Source organism: Erwinia sp. (genome assembly GCF_049696395.1).
GTDB lineage: Bacteria > Pseudomonadota > Gammaproteobacteria > Enterobacterales > Enterobacteriaceae > Erwinia.
Genome location: NZ_JBAVTT010000172.1, coordinates 1 through 9,075, shown reverse-complemented (window position 1 = coordinate 9,075; position 9,075 = coordinate 1). Strand labels below are relative to the sequence as shown.

The following is a 9,075-nucleotide window of genomic DNA, read 5'->3' as shown; positions in this document are numbered from 1 at the left end:
GCTCTATGCCGACGCCGTATCACCGCACCAGCCGTTGACCTTAACTACGAGCGCTATGTCGACGCCGAACCACCGCAGCCGTTTTTGACCTGTGCATCCACAAACCCCACCCACCAACTCCGTAGTTATTAGGTGGCGGCATAGAGCGCGTTAGCCGAGTGTATGCAGCAGAGATGCTGCTTCCAGGCTTTCACTGTTGCTGCGACTTTGTGTGGAGCTGCATTTTCCCCTACGAGCGTCTCGGATAACGCGCTCTATGCCGACGCCGTATCACCGCACCAGCCGTTGACCTTAATCCCTTAATCCCTTAATCCCTTAATCCCGTCCCCCCCTCCATTAACAACCTCTCCCATTTTAATCAACCTGGGTAACAAATGTGATCCGCGTCGAACATCCGACACTGGCACCTTGTATGGTAGTACTCCAGAGCGTATTTTTTCAGCATACTAAGTCCACAAGGAGATGCCATGAAAAGCATCGTCATTGAACGCCCCGGTGAACTGCAGGTCCAGCAACGCGCTGAACTGATACCCACCGCTGGCGAAGTCCGAGTCAAAGTTCAGTACGCCAGCATCTGCGGATCGGATGTGCATATCTGGCACGGCCATAACCCTTTTGCTCGCTATCCTCGCGTAATCGGTCACGAGTTTTTCGGCCGCATTGATGCCGTGGGTGAAGGCGTAGATGCCGCACGCATCGGCGAACGCGTTGCTGTTGACCCGGTTGTCAGCTGCGGCCATTGCTACCCTTGCTCCATCGGCCGCCCTAACGTTTGCAGTGAACTGCAGGTGATTGGCGTCCACCGCGATGGCGGATTCAGCGAATATGCCGTGGCTCCTGCCGCCAACGCTTATACTCTGCCTGAAAGCATTCCGGACAAACTCGCCAGCCTGGTCGAGCCGTTTACCATTGCCGCTAATATCACCGCTTTCCTTAAGCCTCAGCCCGACGATGTTGCACTGATCTTTGGATCTGGCCCGATGGGACTGACCGCGATTCAGGTGCTGAAAGGCGTCTATAACGTGCGCAAAGTGATTGTGGCGGACCGCCTGCCGGAGCGCCTTGCCATGGCGAAAGCCAACGGCGCTGACGTGGTGCTTAACAACAGCGACATCCCGCTGGCTGCTCAGCTGGAAGGCGAAATTCCTACACTTATTATTGATGCTGCCTGCCATCCTGCCATCCTGGCTGAAGCCGCGGCTCTGGCTTCTCCGGCTGGACGCATCGGCCTGCTAGGTTTCTCTGGTGAAGCTTGCTCCATTACCCAGCAAAGCCTGACCAGCAAAGAACTGTCGCTCTTTACCTCTCGCCTGAACAGCCATCGCTTCCCTGAAGTGATTAGCTGGATGGAACAGGGCCTGATCCAGCCTGAAAAACTGGTCACTCACTATTTTCCGCTGGCCGATATTGAGCAGGCTATGACCCTGTTCGAAAAAGATCCACGAAGCTGCTGTAAAGTCATCTTAGCCGTAGAATAACCTCCGGACTTGCCGGGGACTCTCCGGCACGTGATATGCCCATTATTATTAGAATAATCAAGGAATTACTATGTTCAAAAACCTACGTTGGACTATCGTACTTCTGCTGTTTATGGTCTACATGATCAACTACCTCGATCGTGTTGCCCTCTCGCTGACTGTACCGATGATCGAAAAAGATCTGATGCTGAACGCTGAACAGTTCGGCCTGATCTTCGGCAGCTTCTTCTTCGGCTACGCCATTTTCAACTTCCTCGGTGGCCTGGCTACCGACAAATTTGGCCCGACGCTGGTGATGGGCATCGCGGTGGGTATGTGGTCACTGTTCTGCGGCCTGACGGCTGTGGCAACCGGCTTCTGGTCCATGCTGATCCTGCGCGTGCTGTTTGGTATGGCTGAAGGCCCAATCTGTGCCTCGGCGAACAAAGCTATCAACGGCTGGTTCCCTAAGAAACAGGCCGCCACGGCAATGGGCTTCCTCAGTGCGGGTTCCCCGCTCGGTGGCGCTATTGCCGGACCGATCATCGGCTATCTGGCCCTCGCTTTCGGCTGGCGCCCGGCGTTTGTCATTATCTGCTCAGTCGGTATCGTCTGGATGGTCGTCTGGTTCTTTATCGCCTCCGATAACCCGTTGAAAAGCCGCCGTGTCAGCGAAGAAGAACGCCTTCTGATTGCCAAACTGAAAGACGAACAAACCACGCCAGAGGATGAGTTAGCTCAGGCTTCTCACGGCCTGGGCCACTACCTGCGCCAGCCTATTATCCTGGTGACCGCGTTTGCCTTCTTCTGCTACAACTACATCCTGTTCTTCTTCCTGAGCTGGTTCCCGGCTTACCTGGTACAGGCGCATAACCTCGATATCAAATCGATGAGCATCACCACGATGATCCCGTGGATCGTCGGATTTGTTGGCCTGGCGCTGGGTGGCCTGATCTCCGATAAAATCTTTAAAATCACCGGTAAGCTGCTGCTTTCACGAAAAATTGTGCTGGTGGTCTCGCTGCTGGCCGCGGCTATTTGTGTTGCGCTGGCAGGTTCTGTAAAAGGAACCTATCCAGCCGTTGCCCTGATGTCAGTCTCCATCTTCTTCCTGTACATCACCGGTGCCATCTATTGGGCAATTATCCAGGATGTGGTGCACAAAAGCCGCGTGGGTAGCATCAGCGGATTTATCCACCTGGTCGGCAGCCTGTCTGGCATTGTCGGACCGATTGTCACCGGCTATATCGTCCATCATACCGGCAAGTTCGACAGCGCCTTTGTGTTGGCAGGTGCGGTTGCAGCCCTCGGTGCAGTGCTGGTGTTCTTTGTTATCAAAAGCCCGAAGACGCAGAATAAAGCGGTTTCAGTGTGAAAAATGGGCGCGCGGTAAAACGCGCGCCGTAACAGAAAGGATTATCGATGCTTTCACTTGACCTCCTCTCTCCGGACGTTGTTCGCCCGAATTACGACCGCCAGAAGCTCAAAACCCGCATGGTGCATATCGGCTTTGGTGCCTTTCACCGTGCTCATCAGGCTGTTTGCAGCGACAAACTCGCCAGCCAGTTCGGCAGCGACTGGGGTTACTGCGAAATTAACCTCAACAGCGGCGAACTGATCCAGGCACTGAAAAAGCAGGATTGCTGCTATACCGTGGCCGAAATGGCCGGCGACCAGATGGCGCTGCGGGTCATTGGCGTGGTGAAAGAAGCCCTGCATGGCAAATCTGACGGTATTGATGCGGTGATTGAAGCGCTGGCACAGCCAGATGTGGCGATCGTTTCGATGACCGTGACCGAAAAAGGCTACTGCTATGAACCTTCCAGCGGCAAGCTGGATGTGGCTCATCCGTCGATTGTGCAGGATATTGCCCATCCTGATGCCCCAACCTCATTGCCGGGCATCATCCTCGCCGGGATCGTCCGCCGCCGCGAGCGTAATCTGCCGCCCTTCAGCGTGATGTCCTGCGATAACATGCCGGAAAATGGCCACGTCACCCGCAACGTAGTGCTTGGTCTGGCAGAAAAACAGAGCAGCGAACTGGCTGCATGGATTGCTCAGCACGTCACCTTCCCTTCCACCATGGTCGACCGTATTGTTCCGGCCATGACTGACGAAACCCATGCCGCGATGCGTGAAAAACTGGGGTGTGAAGATCCGGTCAGCGTAGTGTGCGAACCTTTCCTGCAATGGGTGATTGAAGACAACTTTGTCAGCGGCCGCCCTGAATGGGAAAAAGCCGGTGCAGAGCTGGTCAGCGACGTGCTGCCTTTCGAAGAGATGAAGCTGCGCATGTTGAACGGCAGCCACTCTTTCCTGGCCTATCTGGGCAACCTGGCCGGTTATCAGCACATCAGTGATTGTATGGCTGACCCTCACTATCGTCAGGCGGCGCTGCAACTGATGCTGGATGAGCAAGCTCCCACGCTGCACACCAAAGGTGTCGATCTGGCGGCCTACGCCAACTCGCTGATCACCCGCTATGAAAACCTGGCGATTAAACATCGCACTGCGCAAATTGCTAACGATGGATCGCAAAAGCTGCCTCAACGCTGGCTGGACAGCATCCGCTGGCACCTGAAGCACGGCGGCCGCTATGACTTACTGGCCCTTGGCGTGGCAGGCTGGATGCGCTATGTCAGTGGGACAGATGAGCAAGGTCAACCGATTGAAATTCGCGACCCGATGAGTGCCCAACTGGCGCAACGCGTGGCAGAAACCGCAGAAGGCGAAGCCCGTATCGCTGCCCTGCTGTCACTAAAAGCGGTATTTGGCGAAGATTTGGCCGCGGAGCCGGCATTCGTCGCAAAAGTGAACCATTTCTACCGGCTTTTACTGGAAAAAGGCGCCAAAGAGACGGTAAAACTTGCCCTTACGCAGGCTTAAGCGAATAAGCGCTGGCGAAGAGCCAGCGCCCTGTTTAGACTTAGACTTTCGTCCAGAAGGTATAGGGATATTACTAAATGTCTACCGCTTATATCATTACCGCGAACGAACCGGTGAATCAGCAAATTTACCGCTTCCTCCGCCAGGACATTGTGACCTGCGCGATCCCACCGGGTTCGCTCCTGTCTGAAAAAGAGGTTTCCTCGCGGTTTAGCGTCTCTCGCCAGCCGGTCCGTGAAGCCTTCATTAAACTGGCTGAAGCCGGGCTGGTGCAGGTTCTGCCACAGCGCGGCACTTTTGTGCGCAAAATTTCAGCTAAGCGCGTAGCGGATGGCCGTTTTATCCGTGAAGCAGTAGAAGTCGCGGTGATCCGCCGGGCGGCAGCCGAAGCCTCTGACGAGTCTCTTGCTCAGCTTGAACACAACCTTCAGCTGCAACAAATGGCCGCCGATCGCCATGACAGCCAGGCCTTTTTACTGCTGGACGATGAGTTCCACCGCCTGATTGCTCAGAGCATCAACTGCGAGCTGGCGTGGGAAACGGTCGAAAACATCAAAGCGGCGATGGATCGGGTGCGGTTCCTGACCCTGAGCAAAGTCTCTCCGCCTGACAGCCTGATCCAGCAACATCAGGAGATTTATCAGGCGCTGGTGGCCAAAGATGTCGACGGCGCTGAAAAAGCCCTGCGCCGCCATCTGCAGGAGATGATTTTCTCCATTACGCCGATTGCCGAGCAAAACAGCGAATGGTTTGATAAACCGCTATAGTGCCGGCCATCTCTGCATGGGATATAACGCCATGCGGATATTAAACAGATAGAACAGTGGCCTGAACAGGGCCATATCTGCACGACACAACCCCTCCGTCTTAATCAGCAACCGATCCAATTCGGCCAGCAACGAGTGCGGCGGCTCAAGGTGAAGATCCTTCAGCCGCTTTTTGAAGTACTGATTGATCTCAAACATCACCGGATCGGTTTCCAGCTGATGGCCTTTGATGATCGCCTGATGCCTGGCGTAAAAATCGTAGCAGTTCACCCCAAGCCAGATTTCCGTAATCAAATTGCCTCCCAGCGCCACACCAGGCGAGGGATCGATGCGGTTACGTGGCAGGATGATATTGATTTTATCGATCATGCTGGCGACATATTTCTGACGCGAAACCAGCGAGGAAGTGTTGATCTTGATTTCGCCAGTGAACTGCAACAGCTCTTTGATCCCCTTGCGTAACACGCGTCTGGCAGACCAGGCAGGTCTTCTGTTACGGATAATCGCCGTGACCAGTACCGCCACTAAAATGCCCACCACGGTGGATATCGACGCGTTAATAATCGACAGCAGATCGGGCTTCAAATCGTGAGACATGCCGATAAAACCGGGGATCTGCGTAGAGATGATCAGCCCGATAAAATTGGTTGAAGGGTTGGCAATAACCAGACCCAATGCCAGCAGGCCTGGCGCCAGGCAAATAATCAGTGATTCAAAGGTCACCGTCATCGGGATCAGCAGCCCTACGTAAAGCACGCTGATAATAATGGCGATCAGCACCCCTTTCAGAAACACCTTCATTGAGGCAACCGGGCTGTCCAGCGCAGCAAAGAACGAACACACCACGGCGGCAATCATCGGCGTTGACGAACCATCTTTCCAGCCGCTGCCAATCCAGAACAGGCAGCCGATCAACGTGGCGGTAAAAGCAGTGAAGGAGGAAAGCAAGATCAACCCGGTGTCCCGATGCTTTCTGATCAGTTTCAGCTTGCCGCGTTTTTTCTCCGGCCCAAGCTGGCTGACGCGCTCTTTGGCATCAAAATACGAGTCTGAGATACGGATAAAATTCAGCAACCTTTCCAGCAACCCAATCAGCAACAGCCCTTCTTCCGCATTCATTTCGCCGCTGCCATACAGCGATTTGATTTTCTCCTGGGAAGCGAGGATATCCGCCTGAATGGACTGTGCATGCCCGCTTTGCTCAGGGCTGTTCAGCCAGACCAGGAAGTGGCTGAAGGATTCAGCGACAAAATCCGGGAAGATAATGCCCTGCTCCGCCAGCAAACTCAGGCGTTTTTCAATCGCCGTCAGCGTGGGGATCAGGTAAGAGAGATGCTGATATTGCGCGCTGACCAGACGGATAAGCTTGCGCGCTGAATCCCCTTCATACACGCAATGGGTAATCAGGGTTTCGACGGTCACCGGATAATTGGCCATCTGCACCAGGATTTGATCCCTTTCCGGCGAGCGCTCTTTCGATTCAACGGTCAGCAGCTCGTTGCAGAGATTCCTGGCACTGTCGAACCAGTTCCCGACGCTGTTCTCCAGCAGATTGCGCATCCGTACCGGGAACACCAGCATATGCACCAGGCTGCTGCAGACGATCGCTACGGTAATTTCCTCAATACGGGAAATCACCGTGTAGGTAATCGACAGCGGCGTGGTGACATCGGCAAAGCCCATGATGGCAGCACTGTAGCCTGCCAGCATAAAGACATAGCTCTTGGGCGTGCGGTCTTGCAGGGAAAGATACAGGCAGCAGGCAACCCACAGCGACACGCAGAGGCTGAACAGCATCGGATGGGTAACGGTAATCGGGTAAATCAGAAAGATGAATATCCCGCCCAACACGGTGCCAAGAAAGCGGAACAGCGCTTTAGACAGCGTGGAAGCAGAATACAGCTGAGAGATGACGTAAACCGACACCATGGCCCAGGCCGGTTTATCCAGGTTCAGTTCCAGGGCGATGTATAACGCGATAAAGGCGGCAATGCAGGTTTTAACAGCAAATAACCACGCATTTTTAGATAACCACTTCATGATTAACTTCACGGCTCAAGTCAGACTAAAGCACTATTTTATCGTTGTTTAGCAACGGAGTGGAGAGGGGAAGGTATCGATAGTTTGTAACAAAATAATCACACAGTGTGAAAGATATGGAGCTAATCATTATCAGCCCCATGCAACGCTGCCCGACCCCCCGCTACCACCAGCGATGAAAATGGTGCACAGGGCCAATGCCGTTGCCAACTTCCAGCGAATCAGCCTGCTCCAGCGCGCCCTGTAGCCAGCCTTTAGCCTCATGAACCGTCGCCACCCAGTTGTCATGTCTTGGCCGCAGAGCCGCCAGAGCGGCAGAGAGCGTGCAGCCTGTGCCGTGCGTGTGCCTGGTTGGCACCCGTGGCGCGGTGAAACGTTGCTCCAGCTGGCGGGTGAAGAGCCAGTCCGGGCTTTCGGCATCACTTAAATGCCCCCCTTTCATCAGTACAGCCTGGCACCCCAGCGCTAACAGCTCCCTGCCCTGTTGGCGCATTTCGTCTTCGTTAGTGGCAACGGGACAATCCAGCAAGGCTGCGGCTTCCGGCAGATTGGGTGTAATCAGCGAAACTTGCGGCAGCAGGCAGTCACGCAGCGTAGAAACCGCCGCCGGGGAAAGCAGCGGATCGCCACTTTTCGCCAGCATCACCGTATCCAGCACAATCCACGGCACTGTGGAGGCTTTCAGTCCTGCGGCCACCACCTCCACGATATCGCTCTCAGCCAGCATGCCAATTTTTACGCTGTCGATGCGCACATCGCTCAGGACAGACGTTAATTGCGCCGCGACAAAATCAGGCTCAATGCGGTACACCGACTGCACGCCACAGGTATTCTGCGCCACCAATGCGGTGATCACGCTGGTGCCGTAAGCGCCAAGGGCAGAAAACGTCTTCAGATCGGCCTGAATTCCTGCGCCACCGCTTGGATCGGTTCCGGCTATGGTTAATGCGTTGATGCGTTTCATCCCTGCACCTCCATGTTGAACAGTTCGTCCAGGAACAGTGCGACAAAACTACCCGGACCAGCCGCAGCATTGGCCGCGTTCTCCCCAGCCAGGCTCATTACCCGACAGGCGCTGGCCACATGCATTAACCGGTCGCCGGACAACGCAGCAAACCCCGCCACCACTGCAGATAACGCGCAGCCCGTGCCCACTACGCGGGTCATCAACGGTGAACCGCCTGCCACAGCCAACACGCGTTCGCCATCTGTCACGTAATCCGTTTCTCCGGTAACCGCGACAATGGCTCCTGTGCTACTGGCAAGCAGGCGAGCGGCCTCCAGCGCCGCAGCAGAGTCATGCAAACTGTCCACGCCTCGCCCGGAGGCGGCCTGACGGGCCAGCGCCATAATCTCCGATGCATTCCCACGGATAGCCGCAGGGCGATATTCCAACAACTGCTGGCAAAATTCACTGCGGAAAGTCAGTGGCCCAACCGCAACCGGATCGAGTGTCCAGGGACGCTGTGCTTTAACAGCAGATTGCACGGCAACCAGCATCGCTTTACTGCGCGACTGGGTTAACGTGCCGACATTGATCAAGACGGCATCAGCAATGGCGCTGAACTGTTCGGCTTCTTGCGGATCGACAACCATCGCCGGAGAAGCCCCAAGCGCCAGCAGCACATTGGCGGTGAAGGTTTGCACCACATCGTTGGTAAGGCAGTGGATCAGCGGTGATTTTTCACGGAAGAGATGGAGTGAGGCAACGGCATCAGCCGCAACAAAGGTGTGAGGTTGGTTCATGGTGAAACTCCCAACCGGCGATCAAGAAGGCGATGCGGTCAGGCATCTGACTTCCCTCCGCTGGCATTATCCAGTTCAGGTTCGACGGGTTTTTCTCAGCCCTTTCTTTGGAAAGAAACGGCACCCCGAGTCATTTAAAACGTGCAATCTGTGGCTAGATTAAGGGAAGTGGTTTGCGG

7 protein-coding genes and 1 riboswitch are annotated in these 9,075 nt (G+C 55.0%); of the genes, 4 read left to right on the top strand and 3 right to left on the bottom strand.

Going from position 1 to position 9,075, the window contains the following annotated elements:
• Positions 1-467 precede the first annotated feature (467 nt).
• The 4 genes from WCC56_RS20115 (at position 468) to WCC56_RS20100 (ending at position 5,110) form a co-directional block, all read left to right on the top strand.
• Entirely contained in the window at positions 468-1,478 is a 1,011-nt protein-coding gene (locus WCC56_RS20115; protein ID WP_424694090.1) for a Zn-dependent oxidoreductase, read from the top strand.
• A gap of 70 nt (positions 1,479-1,548) precedes the next feature.
• Positions 1,549-2,832 (top strand): MFS transporter, encoded by a 1,284-nt coding sequence (locus tag WCC56_RS20110; RefSeq protein ID WP_424694089.1) that lies wholly within the window; start codon positions 1,549-1,551, stop codon positions 2,830-2,832.
• A gap of 47 nt (positions 2,833-2,879) precedes the next feature.
• The gene (locus WCC56_RS20105; protein WP_424694088.1) at positions 2,880-4,343 is read left to right on the top strand and encodes a mannitol dehydrogenase family protein; all 1,464 of its coding nucleotides are present in this window, start codon (positions 2,880-2,882) and stop codon (positions 4,341-4,343) included.
• A 77-nt stretch (positions 4,344-4,420) separates the two neighbouring features.
• On the top strand, positions 4,421-5,110 hold the full coding sequence (locus WCC56_RS20100) for a GntR family transcriptional regulator (protein ID WP_424694087.1): 690 nt from the start codon (positions 4,421-4,423) through the stop codon (positions 5,108-5,110).
• Here the strand turns inward: WCC56_RS20100 and WCC56_RS20095 are convergent.
• From WCC56_RS20095 to thiM, 3 genes are all read right to left on the bottom strand, one after another.
• On the bottom strand, positions 5,105-7,150 hold the full coding sequence (locus tag WCC56_RS20095) for an FUSC family protein (RefSeq protein ID WP_424694086.1): 2,046 nt from the start codon (positions 7,148-7,150) through the stop codon (positions 5,105-5,107). The genes WCC56_RS20100 and WCC56_RS20095 overlap by 6 nt on opposite strands.
• Positions 7,151-7,313: 163 nt before the next feature.
• Positions 7,314-8,114 carry a bifunctional hydroxymethylpyrimidine kinase/phosphomethylpyrimidine kinase gene (gene thiD / locus WCC56_RS20090; RefSeq protein ID WP_424694085.1) on the bottom strand — a complete coding sequence of 267 codons (801 nt, stop codon included), beginning with the start codon at positions 8,112-8,114 and terminating at the stop codon, positions 7,314-7,316.
• Complete coding sequence (gene thiM / locus WCC56_RS20085) at positions 8,111-8,896, bottom strand: hydroxyethylthiazole kinase (protein ID WP_424694084.1); 786 nt, start codon at positions 8,894-8,896, stop codon at positions 8,111-8,113. Before thiM ends, thiD begins: the two co-directional genes overlap by 4 nt.
• Before the next feature lie 35 nt (positions 8,897-8,931).
• A riboswitch (TPP riboswitch) is annotated at positions 8,932-9,034 on the bottom strand.
• Positions 9,035-9,075 lie beyond the last annotated feature (41 nt).

Excerpts from the sequence above, each read along its gene's own strand:
- WCC56_RS20115 (WP_424694090.1), top strand. The coding sequence starts at position 468 with ATGAAAAGCATCGTCATTGAACGCCCCGGTGAACTGCAGGTCCAGCAA.
- WCC56_RS20110 (WP_424694089.1), top strand. The coding sequence starts at position 1,549 with ATGTTCAAAAACCTACGTTGGACTATCGTACTTCTGCTGTTTATGGTC.
- WCC56_RS20105 (WP_424694088.1), top strand. The coding sequence starts at position 2,880 with ATGCTTTCACTTGACCTCCTCTCTCCGGACGTTGTTCGCCCGAATTAC.
- WCC56_RS20100 (WP_424694087.1), top strand. The coding sequence starts at position 4,421 with ATGTCTACCGCTTATATCATTACCGCGAACGAACCGGTGAATCAGCAA.
- WCC56_RS20095 (WP_424694086.1), bottom strand. The coding sequence starts at position 7,150 with ATGAAGTGGTTATCTAAAAATGCGTGGTTATTTGCTGTTAAAACCTGC.
- thiD (WP_424694085.1), bottom strand. The coding sequence starts at position 8,114 with ATGAAACGCATCAACGCATTAACCATAGCCGGAACCGATCCAAGCGGT.
- thiM (WP_424694084.1), bottom strand. The coding sequence starts at position 8,896 with ATGAACCAACCTCACACCTTTGTTGCGGCTGATGCCGTTGCCTCACTC.